The following is a 14,513-nucleotide window of genomic DNA, read 5'->3' as shown; positions in this document are numbered from 1 at the left end:
GCTCTAATATGCGGTTCACGCCACATCCCGACCAATGTCTGGCAGCACTGGCGCGGCATTAATCAGGTCTTTTGTGTATTGGTGTTGTGGGTCAGAGAAGACACTTTCGGTATCGCCTTCTTCGACGATCTTTCCGGCACGCATCACCATAACGCGGTCAGTGATGGTGCGCACGACGCTCAGATCATGGCTGATGAATAGATAAGTCAGATCATAGGCCTCACATAGTTCGGCCAACAGGTCGAGAATCTGGGCTCGGACCGACACATCAAGGGCCGAAACAGCCTCGTCAAACAAGATCAGTTCGGGCCGGATGATCAAGGCACGGGCGATGGCGATGCGCTGTCTCTGACCGCCCGAGAATTCATGGATATACTTACCAGCGTCATCCGGGCTGAGACCCACCGCTGTCAACATTTCAGCGATCCGGTCCTGCCTCTCGGACCCCATTACAGGAGCATCGAGCAGATGGAACGGTTCAGTGATCAGCCGGGCCACGCGGTGACGTGGATTGAAGCTACCATAGGGGTCCTGAAAGACCACTTGCATCTTGCGCCGCACGGCGAGGTTGGGTTTGTGACCCGAAAAGACAGGCTGGCCATCCAGACGAATGTCACCACCCTGAACTTCTTCAAGGCCCAGAATCGCCTTTGTTAGGGTCGATTTTCCGCACCCCGACTCGCCGACCAGGCCCAGACGTTCTCCGCTATTGAGCGTAAAGCTGACTTGGTCCACTGCCCTGTGGTGCCCCGGCGTATCAAACAGCCCCTTGCGAGGCAGACGATAGTCGCGAATGACATTTGTCACTTCAAGCAAAGGGCGGGATTGCGCGAGTTCGGGCAGGGATACCTGATACCCCGAAGCCTTGAACAGCATACGGGTATATGGATGTTGCATGTGGTGTAGCAGGTGGTCAGTGGCCCCGGATTCGACGACTTCGCCATGGCGCATAACAACAATTTGGTCGGCCATATCCGCGACCACCGCAAGATCATGGGTGATCATCAACAGCCCCATGTCGTATTCCGACACCAGCCCTTTTAGAAGCTTGAGGATTTGCGCCTGCGTTGTCACATCTAGCGCTGTGGTCGGCTCATCCGCGATCAACAGCTTGGGACGCAACGCGATCGCCATCGCAATCACGACACGCTGACGCTGCCCGCCGGACAGTTCGTGCGGAAAGCGGGACAGCGGGAAACGATCCGGCGGCAGGCCAACACGGGTCAGAACTTCCTCCGCCCGGTCTCGCGCCTGTCTGGGCGGCATGGCCTTGTGTATCAGGATGGTCTCCATCACCTGATCGCCGATGGTTCTAACTGGGTTCAGTGCGGTCATAGGTTCTTGGAACACCATACCGATCGCGGCACCGCGCAGAGTACACATATCGTTTTCGTCGCGGTCCAGCAGATCTGAGCCGTTCAGCCGGATGACCCCGGTCGTCTTGGCCCCGTCCGGCAAAAGCTGCATCACCGCGAGCGCGGTCATCGATTTGCCCGATCCGCTTTCCCCGGTCACGGCCACGATCTGACCGGGCGTAATGGACAGATTGACCTGTTTCAGGATGTCCGTGCCGTGAATGGACAGCGACAGGTTTTCGATCTCAAGTAAACTCATGTGCGCGCCACCCTGATCCGGGGGTCCAGCCAATCGCGCAACCCATCTCCCAGCAGGTTCAACCCAAGCACCGTGACAATGATCGCCAGACCCGGAATCAGAGCCAAATGCGGGGCAAAACTGACCATTGTCTGCGCATCTGCCAGCATCCGGCCCCAACTTGGCGTGGGCGGTTGCGCGCCCAGACCGACATAGGAAAGGCCTGCCTCGGCCAGAATTCCCAACGAGAACTGGATGGTGCCCTGAACAATCAGAAGGTTGGCGACGTTAGGCAGGATATGCTCAGCCGATATCCGTGCCGCACCTTTGCCCGAAACGCGCGCGGCCAGGATGAACTCCCGCTCCCATAGAGATAGCGCTGCGCCGCGAGTGATGCGTGCAAAAACCGGGATGTTGAAAATGCCAATGGCGATGATCGCATTTATCGCACCAGCACCAAACACAGCAGTGATCAGGATGGCGATGACCAGAGACGGGAAGGCAAAAACCAGATCGTTGCCGCGCATGATCAGCTCGTCCAGCGCCGACCCTTTGCGCGCAGCCGCTGTCAGGCCCAAGGGCACGCCCAGCGCCATGCCAATCCCCACCGCCACCAAAGCCACGGCAATCGAGGTACGGGCACCGACCATGATCATCGAGAACATGTCGCGTCCGAAATGATCCGTGCCAAACCAATGCTGCGCGTTGGGAGGCTGCAGTTTGTCGGGGATGTTCAGCGCAGTGTAGTCATAGGGTGTCCAGACAAATGAAACCGCCGCCGCCAACAGCACCAGCGAGGACAGACAAGCCCCAAGGATCAGGCTCCGGCTCATGTCCGGCTCCTTAACCTTGGATCAACGGCGGCATAGGCAAGATCGACCAGAAAGTTCACGGTGATGACCGCAAAGACCAGCAGCATCACCACGGATTCCACCACAATCAGATCGCGGGCCGAGATTGCCTGAAACACCAATCGTCCGAGGCCGGGCAGATAAAAAACTTGTTCGATGATGATTGATCCCGCCAGCAGGAAGGAAAACTGTAACCCGATGATGGTCAGGACCGGGATCAGCGCGTTGCGCACCCCGTGCCGCCACAACGCCTGACGCCGCGACAACCCCTTGGCACGTGCGGTACGCATGAAATCCTCACCCAGAATATCCAACAAAGACGACCGCATCACCCGCGCCAGAATGGCCGCCTGCGGCAGGGCCAGCGCGATGGCCGGCAGTGTCAGGGAATGTAGCCCTGCCCAAAGCCCCTTGTCCCAGCCTACGAACCCTCCGGCATTGAACCAGCGCAGGTTGATAGCGAAGACCAGAACCAGCATCATAGCGAACCAGAAATTCGGCACCGCAATGCCCAGCTGTGTGGCCCCCATCACCGTCAGATCGCCCGGTTTGCCCCGGCGCGCGGCGGCGTAGATGCCTACCGGAAACGCTATCGCGGTGGACAGGGTCAGCGCATACAGCGCCAGAGGCAGCGAGACCCACAGCCGATCCGCGATCATCTGCGATACTGGCGTGCGATAGGTGTAAGAGGTTCCGAAATCCCCCACCATCATCCCGCCAACCCAATTGAAATACCGCTGCAGCTTGGAAACGTCCAAACCCAATTCGGCCCGTAGGGCGGCAAGCGTATCTTCTTGAGCATTGACGCCCAGCATGAATGACGCCGGATCGCCAGGCGCCACCTCAATCACGGCAAATATGACCACCGAGGCGACGGCGAGGCTGATCACCAGCGATATCAGACGTTTGAGGGCATAGCGAAGCATCGAGGCCACGTTAGGGGCGCACGCGCTGCCGGTCCAGCACCTATGGAACCAGAAGATAGGCAAAAACCGCATAGCCAACGATTGCGGCGTAACCCAGCGGGTAAATCCACTTGATGGCGTAGTTATCCAGCTTGCGCGCCCCGGATTCGCGACCCGAGACTTTGAGCCTGCGCAAGGCGACATTGAACACAATCAATGCCCCGGTCATCAGGAACATGCATTGCAGAACGAAATCCAGAAATGTCAGGTATCCAAGCTTTGGCAGATCAGCAGAAATCGCCCAGTTGAAAGCCACAAATACCAGCAAGTTTCCGCCGGCAATTTCGATCCGTCTGCGGTATTCATCCAGAAAGAACAGTGCCCAGCCAACCGAGATCAGCACCAGCATCGGCAGAAACACCCGAATGACATAGTAGGTCAGATGCCGGTGACCTTCGAAAATCAGCGCAACCTGATCGCTGTCCTGACCGGAAAGGCCCGTGACCCGTGAGGTTTTAAGTCGCGCATTATCCAGAATCCACTCTTCTTCGCCCAGCAGGTCACCAAGGCCCGAGAACTCGTTCATCGGATGATAGGACACATATTGGGATGGAAAGATCGAAACGACCTCGAAATGAAACTCCTGTGTGTCGAAAGGGTATTTCCGAAAATCGAAATGTGGGGCCTGTAATGTCAGCGAGGATTTCTCGACATACAACACCCGCCCGTCATATCGCAGAGAGGCGGCGGCTTCGTGAATCCACTTGTTGGATTGTTGGTTGTGAATGACGAATGCTGGTACCACCGTCCCGATCTCAGCGGCATGATCGGCCAGCGCCGGGGGGTTGAAAACCCGGAAATCGCGCCCCAGCTCTTGCCGGTCAAAAGCCAACGCAGGGTCGGTCCACTCAACACGCAGCACAACCACGGCACCGTAGTTTTCGGCCTTCTGGTCAACGCTGGTGATCTGATCGATTCGAATACCGATGCCAACATCCAGCGGGTTCTCTGGCGTCCCGATAGGTGTATCCAACCGACTGTCCAGAATGTTCTGCGCCACAACCGGTTCCACAGTCGTTGCCGCCAGGGCAACGGTCACAAAAACCAGAAACAGGACACGAAACAAAATCATCCTTGGCTCACTCGACAACATTAAATGCAAGGGCCGTGAACCAGCGGCCCCTGCCTTGAGTCACTCGGACCAGCTGATCTGCGTCAGATCGATTGCGGCCGTGGGCGCGTTTTCCCACAGGCCCCGAACTCCGGCTTTGGCCACGCCCAGCTTGGCCAGCTGGAACAGATACCCGTTGACGTAGTCGTCTGCGATCAGGCGCTGCGCCTCACCCAGCAGACGGGTGCGTTCTTCGGGGTCTGTCGTTGAATTCAGCGTGTCCATCAGCGCCTGGAAATCGGTGCTGTCATACTGGAAGTAATAGTCAGGGCGCGCATAGATCCCGATATCCATAGGCTCGGTATGACTGACGATGGTTAGACCAAAGTCCTTTCCTTTGAACACCGATTCCAGCCACTGGGCCCATTCGACGTTGACGATATTGGCCGTGATCCCGACCTCGGCCAACTGAGCGGCGACGATTTCGCCCCCGCGCCGGGCATAGGATGGGGGCGGCAAATGCAGCGTCGTCTCAAACCCGTCGGCATACCCAGCATCAGCCAACATCTTAGCAGCCTTTTGGGGGTCGTAGGCCGAGTTCCCAGTCAGATCGACATAAGCCGGATTGTGCGGCGCGAAATGGGTGCCGATGGGCGTACCGTAGCCAAACATTGCTCCGTCGATGATCGCCTGACGGTCAATCGCGTGGGCCAATGCCTGACGCACTTGGATATCATCGAAGGGTGGCATCTTGTTATTGGTGGACAGGATGGTTTCCCCTTCAGTCGAACCGACAAGCACCTGAAAGCGCGGATCAGCCTCAAATTGCGGCAGGTTTTCCGGCGCAGGGAAATTGTCGAACACGTCGATATCCTCGGCCATCATGGCCGCAAAAGCCGCCGTCGGGTCCGAGATAAACTTGAACGTAGCAGTCTCTAACGCAGGCCGATCGCCCCAATATTCTGGGTTGCGGTTCAGGGTGATACTGTCGCCCTGCACCCATTCACCAAAGGTAAATGCGCCGGTTCCGACGGGGTTGGTCTTGATGCCCTCGATGCTTTCGGGCGCGACAATAACCGCATCACCCCAGGCCAGGTTGAACAGGAAATTCCCGTTTGGCTCAGACAGGGTCACCTTGACGGTCAACGGGTCGACCACCTCGATGTTTTCAATCCCGGCAAACAGGGCTTTTTGCGCATTTGCGCTATCCTCGGATCGGGCGCGGTCTAGGCTGAACTTGACGTCCTCGGCATCCATCGTGGTGCCGTCGTGGAAGGTAACCCCATCGTGCAGCTTGAAGGTATAGACCTTGCCATCATCCGAGATTTCCCAGCCTTCAGCCAGACCAGGAACCACCGATCCGTCACCCATAAAGCGGGTCAGGCCCTCGAAGATATTGGTGTAAACCACCGAATCGATGGCCTGCGCTGCGGCACTGGTCGGGTCCAGATGCGGCGGCTCTAGTTGCAACGCTATGGTAATGTCGGATTTAGCGAAAACCTGTGTACCAAACAGGCTGGCGCTAACCGCCAGCACCGAAGCAAAGGACCGAAATGTCTGCTTTGTCATGTAAATTACTCCCCACTGAAAATGGAAACCTGCGTTTTTTTGGGCCGTACTGCACCCAACTTCCCTTTAAACCTTAGGTCATTCAAGGAAATGTTCGCGCAACCGGGGTTTCTATAGCCCGCTCCCATCTGTTATGCCGCGCTGCAACATGACAACCGGAGGAGCGACAATGAGCGCCACCGCCCGCAAAAAAGCCCCGAATGCACAGGATATCCGCGCCCGCAAAGGCGGCGAGCCGCTGGTCAGTCTGACAGCCTACACCACGCCGATGGCGCGGTTGATGGATGATCATTGTGATTTCGTTTTGGTGGGCGACAGCGTCGGCATGGTGTTGCACGGGCTGGAATCGACGCTGGGCGTGACGATGGAGATGATGGTGATGCATGGTCAGGCCGTGTCGCGCGGTCTGGAAAGTGCGATGATGGTCATCGACATGCCCTTCGCCAGTTACGAGCACTCACCTGCCGAGGCCTTCCGCAATGCCGCCCAATTGATGTCTGAAACCAGCGCGGGCGCGGTTAAGCTGGAAGGCGGCGTCGAGATGGCCGAGACCATCCGATTTCTGGTCAAGCGTGGGATTCCGGTGATGGCGCATATCGGCCTGACGCCGCAATCGATCAACACACTTGGCGGATATAAGGTTCAGGGTCGCGACGAACAGGCCGAGGCTGTACTGGAAGATGCCCGCGCTGTGGCCGAGGCGGGCGCGTTCTCGGTCGTTCTTGAAAAAGTGCCGCAGAAACTGGCCGACCAGATCACCGATGAAATCGAGATTCCGACAATCGGAATCGGAGCCTCGGCGGGGTGCGACGGTCAGATTCTGGTTGTCGACGACATGGTTGGCTTTTTCACCGCCTTCAAACCGAAATTCGTCAAACGCTATGCTGAGCTTGGCCCATTGGCCGAAGCCGCCATTGCCGAATATGCTGCCGAGGTGCGCGCACGAACCTTTCCAGCGGACGAACACGTCTTTTCCGATCAGGCCCCGAGCAAAGGACCAAAGACATGACCGCCCCAATATTTCGCCGTCTGGCCGACCTGCGTGCCTTGACCTCGGAATGGACGCGGAAGGGTGAAGAGATCGGCGTGGTTCCGACCATGGGCGCGCTGCATCAGGGGCATCTGTCGCTGGTCGAGGCCGCAAAGGCAGGTTGTGACCGGGTGATCGTCACGATCTTTGTGAACCCCAAACAGTTCAACAACCCCGAGGATCTGGCAAAGTACCCGCGCACCGAGAACGAGGATGCGCAGAAACTGGCCCCCTACGGCGTTGATGCGATCTACGTGCCGGAACCCGAAGAGATTTACCCGCAGGGCTTTGCCACCACCGTTTCCGTCGCGGGCCTGACCGATGTGATGGAAGGTGAATTCCGTCCCGGACATTTCGACGGCGTTGCCACAGTTGTGGCCAAACTGTTCCTGCAAACGCAGGCAGATCGGGCCTATTTCGGGGAAAAAGACTATCAACAGCTGATGATCGTGACCCGAATGGCCCGCGATCTGGACATTCCGACCGAGGTTGTTGGATGCCCAACGGTGCGCGAGCCTTCGGGTCTGGCCATGTCATCGCGCAATCTGAGATTGTCGTCCGAGGGGCTGGATATTGCCGCCCACAAAAACCGGATCATGCGGGAATTGGCAGCCGCCCTGAATGACGGCGCGCAGTTTGATCCTTTGGCTGCACAGGCCGAGATCGATCTGCTGGCCGCGGGCTTCACGCAGGTGGAATATATTCAACTGCGGTGTGCCGAAACGCTGGACCCAATAACCCACGCAAACCGGCCTGCCCGCCTGTTCGTAGCAGCCTGGGCGGATGGTGTGCGGCTGATCGACAATATTCCTGTCTGAACACACTGGCACGTTCGTCATTGTTTGCGCTAAAGTCCCGCAAAACCAAACGACGGGGGGCGCAGGCATGACTTACATTCTTGCCATTGATCAGGGCACCACATCATCGCGGGCAATTCTGTTCGACGCAGAGATGCAGCGCGCGGGCACCGCACAGCACGAATTCACTCAGCACTTCCCGCAGGAAGGCTGGGTCGAACATGATGCCGAGGAAATCTGGAACAGCGTTCTACGCGTGTGTCGCGAGGTTATGGACAGCACCGGAGTGACCTCCGATCAGATCGCTGGCATCGGCATCACCAACCAGCGAGAAACAACTGTTGTCTGGGACCGCGCTTCAGGTGCGCCAATTCACAACGCGATCGTCTGGCAGGACCGTCGTACTGCTGAGATCTGCGCGCGCTACAAGCAGGCCGGGTGCGAGGATGACGTGACCGCCCAGACCGGGCTGCTGCTGGACCCCTATTTCTCGGGCACCAAAGTTAAATGGTTGCTGGACGCCGTGCCGGGTGCGCGGGACCGGGCCGAGGCCGGAGAGCTGATGTTCGGCACCATCGACAGTTTCCTGATCTGGCGCCTGACAGAAGGGCGCAGCCACGCGACAGATGCCACCAACGCGGCGCGCACGCTTCTGTTCGACATCCACAAAGGCGAGTGGAGCGCCGAGATTTGTGATTTGCTGGACGTGCCGATGAACATGCTGCCCCAGGTTCATGATTGCGCCTCGGATTTTGGAAATACGACTCTATTTGGGGGAAATATCCCGATTCTTGGTGTTGCCGGTGATCAACAGGCCGCCACCATCGGTCAGGCCTGCTTCCAACCCGGCATGATGAAATCCACCTATGGCACCGGTTGTTTTGCTCTGCTGAACACAGGGGATAAGCCCGTCGAGTCTAAGAACCGCCTGTTGACGACCATCGCTTATCAATTGGACGGCAAACGGACCTATGCGCTGGAAGGGTCAATCTTTGTGGCCGGGGCTGCCGTGCAATGGCTGCGCGACGCGTTGCAGATCATCGAGAACGCCCCGGAAAGTGGCGAGCTGGCCCAAAAGGCAGACCCGAACCAGCATGTCGTGCTGGTGCCCGCCTTTACCGGCCTCGGCGCGCCCTATTGGAAACCCGATTGCCGTGGCGCGGTGTTCGGTCTGACCCGGAATTCAGGCCGTGCCGAATTTGCCAAGGCCACGCTGGAAAGTATCGCATACCAGACGCGCGATCTGTGGCACGCCATGCAGGGCGACTGGGGTGCAGATACCGACGTTATCCTGCGTGTCGACGGTGGCGCCAGCGCGTCGAACTGGGCGATGCAGGGATTGTCGGACTACCTGGGTGCCGAGGTTGACCGGCCGGTAATGCAGGAAACCACCGCATTGGGCGCGGCCTGGCTGGCCGGTATGCGCGCAGGCGTTTATCCGGATCAACAGGGATTTGCGGAAACCTGGGCGCTGGATCGCCGGTTCGAACCGGAACTCTCTGCCAAAGAGCGTGATGCCGCCTATGACCGCTGGAAACGTGCGGTATCAGCTGCGATGGCGTTCTGAGAGGTATGAAGGATCAGCTATGATCCTTCATCAACCGCTGCTTTTGTCGTGACCAGTCACGCTTGGCCTGGGTTTCGCGCTTGTCGTGGTTTTTCTTACCCTTGGCGATACCGATTTTGATCTTGGCCTTGCCCTTGTGGTTGAAATACAGAACCAGCGGCACCAGTGTCATGCCTTTGCGCTGGGTCGCGTTCCACAGGTTCGACAATTCCTTACGTGACACCAGCAGTTTGCGCCGGCGGCGTTCCTCGTGCTTGAACGATTTGGCTTGCTCGTAGGGGGCGATATAGCTGTTGACCAGCCACAGCTCGCCATCATCGACCGAGGCATAGCTTTCGGCGATGTTCGTCCCACCTACGCGCAGGGATTTGACCTCGGACCCTTCCAGCATGATGCCGCACTCAAGATCGTCCTCGATTGCGTAATCGAAGCGTGCGCGCCGGTTTTCGGCGATGACTTTGTAATTCGGGTCTGTCTTTTGCTTAGCCATGACGCGTTGATCTATGCGGCTTGGGCGGCCCTTGCAAGGCGTAGCCGTCAGGAGGTGGCCGAGATAATCAGATCAGGTCCGAAAATAGTGTCGGCGTGATTGTGCAAATAGATCTTGAGCCACGGTGTAAATCGCTCGGGATAGCGCTGCACTTCGGCCAGAAGATCGTGGTAATCAACCCAGCGAATTTCCATGACCTCTTCCGGGTTGGGCTCAATCTTCAGCGGGCCGCGTACGTGGGCCAGAAAGATGTCGACCACTTCATGCTCGATCATGTTGTTACCGACATCGGCGTGATACTCCAGCCGGTGACGGTATTCCGGGTAAAGCCCGGTAATTCCCAATTCCTCGCGCAGCCTGCGCACGGCGCAGACAGACGGTGTCTCACCCCAGTCGGGGTGGGTGCAGCAGGTATTCGCCCAAAGGCCAGGGGTATGATATTTGCCCAAAGCCCGACGCTGCATCAAAATTTCGGTCCCGCGCACGACAAAGACAGACACCGCCTTGTGCCGCAGGCCTTTTTCATGCGCCTCAAGCTTGTCCACTGGGGTCAACTCGCCATCAACCCAGGCCGGGATCATGATTCCCATCTGTCGTCTCCTGCTGCCGATCCACCCGAAGGGCCGGAAATTCGAAATTGGCTGCCACCGGGTCGGCTTGGCTCTGCGAATTTATGCGTGCAATGCATGAAATACCGCGCGCTTTCAAATTGGCGCTGTTCAACGCGGTTATCAAGCGCACGAAAGGCCGCAGGGGCTGCGGCCTTTTGTAACCTCAAACGGTGTTTGGTCTGCGGTTTTATTCGCCAGAAACACTTACGATATAGGCGTAAACATCCTCGGCACCCTTCTTCAGCTTGAAGGTCATTTTGGATTTGGCCGAGGTTTCACCCAGATAATCTTTCAGAAACGCCTTGGGGTCCTTTGCATATTCGACGAATGTCGTTTCGTCCCAGACCAGACCGTTTTCACCAGCGGCAACGATGCTGTCACCATATTTGAACTCTTCAACGGTGCCTGCGGTCCGGCCTGCAATCCCATACAGGTTCGGACCGGTTTTACCGCCCTTTACGATGACTTCACCCTCAGGATCGGCAATCTGGTGACAGGATTTGCACTTGTTAAAAGTCTTCTTTCCGGCTTCGGCGTCACCTTCGGCATATGCGGGAAGGGCCAGAAGGCCGACGATTGCGGTCGCGAGAATGCGATTCATAGCTTTTGCTCCGATACGAATTGGCTGCACCGAATGGACCGTCGGCGCAAAAAAGAGTCAACGCGCAGATTGCCGCGCGAGGGCACTGTGCCACTGCGGCATATAGGCCGTCCTTAACTTAAGTCATGTAAGCCGGACCAACAGGGTAAAAGATCCCCCGCCGCCGGCGAGGCAAGATATACGGCCCGCGCGATGGCCCGCGACAGACAGATCGAAGCCACATGGCCAAGAAGCCCCAGTTCAGCCTCTGGAAGGTCGTGACTGCCTGTGCTGACGCCGAACACCAGATCGCCATCGCCCGGTGTGTGCGCGGGAACAATCGCCCGCGCGATCCCGTCATGGGCAGCCACTGCCAACCTGTGGCATTGCGGTTTGGACAGCGCCGCGTCAGTGGCGACAATTGCGATGGTGGTGTTGGCCTTGTCCGGCTGGGCGGGTCGCATTGCTTTGGCCTTGCGACTGGTCAAGACACGACCAAGACCCGTGTTGGAATCAGGCCCTAATTCTCCGAATTCGTCGCCGATTTCAAACGGAGCGGCCCAGAAATGACGGTCACCCGGCGTGGTTACACTGCCGAGCGGATTGGCAGCAACCAATGCGCCAACCGTGACCCCGTTTTCCATCACAAACGAGGCGGATCCGAGCCCACCCTTTTGCATGGCAGCCAAGGCACCAGTCCCTGCGCCAGCAGTACCCAGATCGAACTGATCGGACGCTCCCTCGAATGCGAGACGCCCCAGCGCGCGATAGGGGTTCTCTGCCCACGCTTTGTCGCCGCCGTTAAGCAGGTCAAACAGGATTGCACCCGGAACGATGGGGACCACGACATTGCCAACCTCAAAACCGCGGTGTTGCGTGCGCAGGGCGTCGGCCACCCCGGAACAAGCATCCAGACCAAAGGCCGACCCGCCGGACAATACGATCGCATCCACGCGCGATACGGATTTGTCGGGAGCCAACAGGTCGGTTTCCCGCGTGCCCGGCGCGCCGCCCATTACGTGAACGGAGGCCGTGAACGGATCAGCGGCCGTCAGAACGGTTACACCGGATTTGAGCGCATCATCCTGAGCGTTTCCAACCAAAAGGCCGGGAACATCGGTGATCAGGTTTCGGGGTCCGGAGGTCATGGCGTCTTCAGATGTTGGAACAGAAGAGCGCGCAAGCGTGCTGCCTCCGGCGGGGATATTTCTTGCCAGATGAAGAGCGGATCAGATGCAACGGCCACCGTCGACCTCCAAAGCTGTGCCGGTGATCATGCTGGCCTCGTCGGAACATAAGAAACAGGCGGCGTTGGCCATATCCTCGGGTGTTGAGAAACGGCCCAGCGGGATGGTCGACAGAAACTTGGCGCGAATTTCGGGCGTATCCTCGCCCATGAAGGACTTGAGCAGGGGCGTTTCCCCTGCAACCGGGCAGATGGCGTTTACCCGGACACCCGATGGGGCCAGTTCGACCGCCATAGTCTTGGTCGCGGTGATCATCCACCCCTTGGAGGCGTTGTACCAGTTGAGATTCGGACGCGGCGACAGGCCAGCCGTCGAGGCCACGTTTAGAATCGCACCGGTACCACGCGATTTCATATGCGGAACCAATGCACGGGCCGTCAGATAGACAGATTTCATGTTCACGTTGAAAACGCGGTCGAAATCCTCTTCGCTCACATCCTCCAGCGGGGTGGGAAGGTGGGTGACGCCGGCGTTGTTAACTAGGATATCGAGATGCCCCAGTCGATCAAAGGCTGCGTCTGCCATCGCCTCAACCGATGCGCCGTTGGCCAGATCGACCTGATGTGCAAAGGCGTTCGGGCCCAATTGATTGGCCTGAACCTCGGCCGCATCACCGTTGATATCGGCGATCATGACGCGGGCGCCCTCGGACAAGAACTTGCGTGCGATCCCGGCACCAAAACCTGATGCGCTACCGGTCACGATTGCGGTTTTACCCTCTAACCTCATGATCTTGTCCTTTTGCAGCTGCGCAAAATCAGAGTAGCGATGCGCCGCAAAGATACCAGATCAATCTTCGGGTATCTTACCGCGCAGGGCTTTGACGTCTGAGCGTGCCTTTTTGGCAGCCAGACGTCGCTTGACCGAGCCGTAGGTGGGTTTGGTGGCGATACGGCGCTTGGGTTTAACCATAGCGCGGGTGATCAACTCGGCCAGCCGGTTGCGCGCTATTTCGCGGTTGCGTGCCTGGCTGCGGGTTTCGTCGCATTGAATGATGATCGCGCCCTCTTTGGTCCAGCGTCGCCCCGCCAGCCGCTTGAGCCGCGATTTGACGGGATCAGGCAACGAAGGTGAGCGCGCCGCCTCGAACCGCAATTCGACGGCAGTGGACACCTTGTTCACGTTCTGCCCGCCGGGACCGGATGAGCGAACAAAGCTCTCGGTCATTTCCCAGTCTTGCAGGGTGATATCGTCGGTGATGCGCAACATGAGGCTGACCTTACAGGCCTGATCCGAAAACAAAAAGGGCCGCCCCGTGTGGGACGGCCCTTCGAAAGCTCAGGAGGTTGGGTCGGTTAGATCAATCGACCAGCCGGAGCGAGCGCTCCGCCAAGGGCTGCCTTAACAGGCGATCCCCCCGGTTGTTCCAACACCTCTCTCCAATCCCTTTCTCGACATTGGATCACCTCCTTTCAATCTGTTTCCGTTACTCGGAATCGTGCCACGAGTTGCACGAAACTCAAAGCACTTTTTTACGCGGGCTGCGCCGTCAGTCGCGCCACGATCACTTTGAACGGTATCAGCGCGATCAGGGCCAGCGACAGTTTTACCAGCCAATCCGCAAAGGCCAGCGATACCCATAGGGGTGCCATCGGGCCTGTCAGCATGAAGGGAACGGGTTCCCATGCCCAGCTGATTGCCGCGTCGGCGTCGGCACCAAAGATTGTCACAGAGGCCGAGAAGGCGATGGTGAAAAACAGCGCCGTATCCAGCGCTGAACCAACCAGCGTCGAGGCCAGCGGCGCACGCCACCAGGGACCGCCGCGCAGTTTGTTGAACACCGCAACATCGGTCAGCTGAGCGATTAGGAAACCGGTGCCCGACGCAACCGCAACCCGCAACGGTACGGCGGCATAGGTGAACCCATCACCCTGCAGAATGATCTGCGTACCGATCAGCGAGCAGATGATACCGGTGACGAAACCGGCGAATACCACCTTGCGGGCAGCCTGCACGCCGTAGACACGGTTCATGATGTCCGTGACCAGAAAGGCCACAGGGAAGGTAAAGGCACCCCAGGTCAGGAGGCCATCCAGCAGAAGAAACTGGACCAGAATGTTCGAGGCCACAACAATGGTAGCCATGGCAATGATGCCGGGAATATAAGCGCGTTGCATTTTCAGATGCCCGTTTTGACAAGGTAGCGGCGACTTGGCCAAGGG

At 58.1% G+C, this 14,513-nt stretch carries 15 protein-coding genes; 3 read left to right on the top strand and 12 right to left on the bottom strand.

What is annotated here, in order from left to right; genetic code table 11:
- Positions 1–15: 15 nt before the first annotated feature.
- Genes DHN12_RS09685 through DHN12_RS09665 form a run of 5 tightly spaced genes read right to left on the bottom strand, consistent with a single transcriptional unit; the run spans position 16 to position 6,029 of the window.
- Positions 16–1,614, bottom strand: a complete 1,599-nt coding sequence (locus DHN12_RS09685; protein WP_108860014.1) for an ABC transporter ATP-binding protein — start codon at positions 1,612–1,614, stop codon at positions 16–18.
- Positions 1,611–2,426 (bottom strand): ABC transporter permease, encoded by an 816-nt coding sequence (locus DHN12_RS09680; RefSeq protein WP_108860013.1) that lies wholly within the window; start codon positions 2,424–2,426, stop codon positions 1,611–1,613. The genes DHN12_RS09685 and DHN12_RS09680 overlap by 4 nt, the downstream gene beginning before the upstream one ends.
- A complete protein-coding gene (locus DHN12_RS09675; RefSeq protein ID WP_108860012.1) occupies positions 2,423–3,370 on the bottom strand; it encodes an ABC transporter permease in 948 nt (315 codons plus the stop codon). Before DHN12_RS09675 ends, DHN12_RS09680 begins: the two co-directional genes overlap by 4 nt.
- Before the next feature lie 40 nt (positions 3,371–3,410).
- Positions 3,411–4,481 carry a hypothetical protein gene (locus DHN12_RS09670; RefSeq protein WP_108860011.1) on the bottom strand — a complete coding sequence of 357 codons (1,071 nt, stop codon included), beginning with the start codon at positions 4,479–4,481 and terminating at the stop codon, positions 3,411–3,413.
- Positions 4,482–4,541: 60 nt separating this feature from the next.
- The gene (locus DHN12_RS09665; protein WP_108860010.1) at positions 4,542–6,029 is read right to left on the bottom strand and encodes an ABC transporter substrate-binding protein; all 1,488 of its coding nucleotides are present in this window, start codon (positions 6,027–6,029) and stop codon (positions 4,542–4,544) included.
- Positions 6,030–6,198: 169 nt separating this feature from the next.
- On the opposite strand from DHN12_RS09665, the gene panB reads away from it, so the two are divergent.
- The 3 genes from panB to glpK all read left to right on the top strand — a co-directional run bounded on the left by panB (position 6,199) and on the right by glpK (position 9,423).
- Positions 6,199–7,038: a 3-methyl-2-oxobutanoate hydroxymethyltransferase gene (gene panB, locus DHN12_RS09660; protein WP_108860009.1), complete on the top strand. Its 840-nt coding sequence runs from the start codon at positions 6,199–6,201 to the stop codon at positions 7,036–7,038.
- Entirely contained in the window at positions 7,035–7,877 is an 843-nt protein-coding gene (gene panC / locus DHN12_RS09655; RefSeq protein WP_108860008.1) for a pantoate--beta-alanine ligase, read from the top strand. Before panB ends, panC begins: the two co-directional genes overlap by 4 nt.
- A 67-nt stretch (positions 7,878–7,944) precedes the next feature.
- On the top strand, positions 7,945–9,423 hold the full coding sequence (gene glpK, locus DHN12_RS09650) for a glycerol kinase GlpK (RefSeq protein WP_108860007.1): 1,479 nt from the start codon (positions 7,945–7,947) through the stop codon (positions 9,421–9,423).
- A 13-nt stretch (positions 9,424–9,436) separates the two neighbouring features.
- Here the strand turns inward: glpK and smpB are convergent, their stop codons facing one another.
- The 7 genes from smpB to DHN12_RS09615 form a co-directional block, all read right to left on the bottom strand.
- Positions 9,437–9,913 (bottom strand): SsrA-binding protein SmpB, encoded by a 477-nt coding sequence (smpB, locus tag DHN12_RS09645; RefSeq protein WP_058272887.1) that lies wholly within the window; start codon positions 9,911–9,913, stop codon positions 9,437–9,439.
- A 47-nt stretch (positions 9,914–9,960) separates the two neighbouring features.
- A complete protein-coding gene (idi, locus tag DHN12_RS09640; protein ID WP_058272886.1) occupies positions 9,961–10,503 on the bottom strand; it encodes an isopentenyl-diphosphate Delta-isomerase in 543 nt (180 codons plus the stop codon).
- Between the two features lie 208 nt (positions 10,504–10,711).
- Complete coding sequence (locus DHN12_RS09635) at positions 10,712–11,125, bottom strand: cytochrome c family protein (protein ID WP_058272885.1); 414 nt, start codon at positions 11,123–11,125, stop codon at positions 10,712–10,714.
- Positions 11,126–11,238: 113 nt separating this feature from the next.
- The gene (locus DHN12_RS09630; protein ID WP_108860006.1) at positions 11,239–12,252 is read right to left on the bottom strand and encodes a P1 family peptidase; all 1,014 of its coding nucleotides are present in this window, start codon (positions 12,250–12,252) and stop codon (positions 11,239–11,241) included.
- Between the two features lie 81 nt (positions 12,253–12,333).
- Entirely contained in the window at positions 12,334–13,080 is a 747-nt protein-coding gene (locus tag DHN12_RS09625; protein WP_058279346.1) for an SDR family oxidoreductase, read from the bottom strand.
- Between the two features lie 60 nt (positions 13,081–13,140).
- The gene (gene arfB / locus DHN12_RS09620; protein ID WP_108860005.1) at positions 13,141–13,560 is read right to left on the bottom strand and encodes an alternative ribosome rescue aminoacyl-tRNA hydrolase ArfB; all 420 of its coding nucleotides are present in this window, start codon (positions 13,558–13,560) and stop codon (positions 13,141–13,143) included.
- A gap of 263 nt (positions 13,561–13,823) precedes the next feature.
- A complete protein-coding gene (locus DHN12_RS09615) occupies positions 13,824–14,468 on the bottom strand; it encodes a queuosine precursor transporter (RefSeq protein WP_108860004.1) in 645 nt (214 codons plus the stop codon).
- Between the last annotated feature and the right edge of the window lie 45 nt (positions 14,469–14,513).

The sequence above is a fragment of the Ruegeria sp. Alg231-54 genome, from assembly GCF_900143525.1.
Taxonomy (GTDB): domain Bacteria; phylum Pseudomonadota; class Alphaproteobacteria; order Rhodobacterales; family Rhodobacteraceae; genus Ruegeria.
The sequence above is the reverse complement of the archived record's forward strand: the minus strand, read 5'-3'. Positions and strand labels throughout refer to the sequence as shown.

Bases quoted from the DNA above. Each gene is read 5' to 3' on its own strand.
- DHN12_RS09685 (WP_108860014.1), bottom strand. From the start codon at position 1,614: ATGAGTTTACTTGAGATCGAAAACCTGTCGCTGTCCATTCACGGCACG.
- DHN12_RS09680 (WP_108860013.1), bottom strand. From the start codon at position 2,426: ATGAGCCGGAGCCTGATCCTTGGGGCTTGTCTGTCCTCGCTGGTGCTG.
- DHN12_RS09675 (WP_108860012.1), bottom strand. From the start codon at position 3,370: ATGCTTCGCTATGCCCTCAAACGTCTGATATCGCTGGTGATCAGCCTC.
- DHN12_RS09670 (WP_108860011.1), bottom strand. From the start codon at position 4,481: ATGATTTTGTTTCGTGTCCTGTTTCTGGTTTTTGTGACCGTTGCCCTG.
- DHN12_RS09665 (WP_108860010.1), bottom strand. From the start codon at position 6,029: ATGACAAAGCAGACATTTCGGTCCTTTGCTTCGGTGCTGGCGGTTAGC.
- panB (WP_108860009.1), top strand. From the start codon at position 6,199: ATGAGCGCCACCGCCCGCAAAAAAGCCCCGAATGCACAGGATATCCGC.
- panC (WP_108860008.1), top strand. From the start codon at position 7,035: ATGACCGCCCCAATATTTCGCCGTCTGGCCGACCTGCGTGCCTTGACC.
- glpK (WP_108860007.1), top strand. From the start codon at position 7,945: ATGACTTACATTCTTGCCATTGATCAGGGCACCACATCATCGCGGGCA.
- smpB (WP_058272887.1), bottom strand. From the start codon at position 9,913: ATGGCTAAGCAAAAGACAGACCCGAATTACAAAGTCATCGCCGAAAAC.
- idi (WP_058272886.1), bottom strand. From the start codon at position 10,503: ATGGGAATCATGATCCCGGCCTGGGTTGATGGCGAGTTGACCCCAGTG.
- DHN12_RS09635 (WP_058272885.1), bottom strand. From the start codon at position 11,125: ATGAATCGCATTCTCGCGACCGCAATCGTCGGCCTTCTGGCCCTTCCC.
- DHN12_RS09630 (WP_108860006.1), bottom strand. From the start codon at position 12,252: ATGACCTCCGGACCCCGAAACCTGATCACCGATGTTCCCGGCCTTTTG.
- DHN12_RS09625 (WP_058279346.1), bottom strand. From the start codon at position 13,080: ATGAGGTTAGAGGGTAAAACCGCAATCGTGACCGGTAGCGCATCAGGT.
- arfB (WP_108860005.1), bottom strand. From the start codon at position 13,560: ATGTTGCGCATCACCGACGATATCACCCTGCAAGACTGGGAAATGACC.
- DHN12_RS09615 (WP_108860004.1), bottom strand. From the start codon at position 14,468: ATGCAACGCGCTTATATTCCCGGCATCATTGCCATGGCTACCATTGTT.